The sequence below is a fragment of the Sulfitobacter sp. UBA1132 genome (genome assembly GCF_002311545.1).
Classification (GTDB): Bacteria; Pseudomonadota; Alphaproteobacteria; order Rhodobacterales; family Rhodobacteraceae; genus Sulfitobacter; species Sulfitobacter pontiacus.
Map to the genome: position 1 here is coordinate 1,116 of NZ_DCAN01000004.1, position 1,415 is coordinate 2,530.

At 57.1% G+C, this 1,415-nt stretch carries 2 protein-coding genes; both read right to left on the reverse strand.

Going from position 1 to position 1,415, the window contains the following annotated elements:
* Nucleotides 1-12: 12 nt before the first annotated feature.
* On the reverse strand, nucleotides 13-633 hold the full coding sequence (locus tag B4F27_RS00940) for an RNA-binding protein (RefSeq protein ID WP_005850857.1): 621 nt from the start codon (nucleotides 631-633) through the stop codon (nucleotides 13-15).
* A 22-nt stretch (nucleotides 634-655) separates the two neighbouring features.
* Nucleotides 656-1,415, reverse strand: a 760-nt coding sequence (locus tag B4F27_RS00945) for a helix-hairpin-helix domain-containing protein (RefSeq protein ID WP_286758621.1), incomplete at its 5' end; no start/stop codon positions are given.

Genomic DNA, 1,415 nt, shown 5'->3' on the forward strand with positions numbered 1-1,415 from the left:
CATGAAGCTCGTCTATCCTTTCGGGTGACCGTTGCCACCCTCGTTTATGCGCACGCCTTTTAACCGCTGAGCCTCCTCTACAACACGAGAGGTAAGACCACCAGAGGCGAGCGCCCCATGTATCACAGTTTGGCGTCCGAAAGCCAAACCCAATTCGTCTGCCGTCAGCCAGCCAATGTAATGGCCGTAATGCGGCGTGCTTAGTTTCGATTTGCCGCGGCCCGATCCATCTACTGCCTGGATCAACACTTCGGCTTCTTCCATTTGCAGCCAACCTTTGACTTTTTCGTAGCCCGCAACGGCCTTGCCCGCCTTGCGTTGCAACGAAATCAGGTCAACCACACGGCGGACAAGTTGCTTTTCAACTTCATCCACCAAATCATCCGCAACCTTGACAGGTTGCTTGGCCGAGCGGGCGAACAGACCCTTCTTGGCCGCTTTCTCCAATGCGGCCCGATCCGCTGACACATACATCCCCCGACCGGGCAGTTTCCCCATGATATCAGGGAAAACATGCATATCGGGACCAATGACAAAGCGGATCAGCCCGTTTTTGGGCTGCGCCTCGCCAGTGGCGATACACTTTCGTTCGGGACCGTCTTGCCGGTCTTTAGAAACGCCACCACGTGTCATATCGTTCCCCAAGGCCCCGCGATCAGGCCTCGGCCTCCTCGTCCGTGTCGATGTCGGCATCGAACTCTTCGTCGACATCATCCGCTTCAAGCTCGGCAGGATCGACCCACCCCAGCAGGACGCGCGCGGTCATGATCAGCTTTTGCGCATCTTCCAGCGACAGATCGAAAGGTTCAAGTGTCCCTTCATCCTTGGTGCGTTCGCCATTCACGGTAGTCCAGCCGCCGGCCAGCTCCCAATCCGCGCAAGTCGCGAAATCTTCGAGCGTTTTAACGTCGTCTTTGGCCAGTGCCTCAATCATTTGGGGTGTCAGACCGTCGAATTCAATAAGCGTGTCGTCCACACCCAAGGCGCGCGCCGCATCAAGCGCCGCTTTGTTCTGCGCTTCGATCACGTCACGGGCGCGGGCTTGCAGTTCGCTTGCGGTGTCTTCGTCAACACCGTCGATGACCAGCAGCTCGTCCACTTCGACATAGGCGACTTCTTCGAGGTTGGTGAACCCTTCGGAGACCAGAAGCTGGGCAAAGAATTCGTCCAGATCCAGATTGTCCATGAACAGCTTGGTGCGCAGTTCGAACTCTGCCTGACGGCGCTGGCTCTCTTGCTCTTCGGTCATGATGTCGATGTCCAGACCGGTCAGCTGCGACGCCAGACGCACGTTCTGACCACGACGGCCAATCGCCAACGACAGTTGTTCTTCGGGAACGACGACTTCGATTTTGCCGGCTTCTTCATCCAGAACAACCTTGGAGACCTCGGCAGGCTGAAGCGCGTTCACAAGG

Bases quoted from the DNA above. Each gene is read 5' to 3' on its own strand.
- B4F27_RS00940 (WP_005850857.1), bottom strand. From the start codon at position 633: ATGACACGTGGTGGCGTTTCTAAAGACCGGCAAGACGGTCCCGAACGA.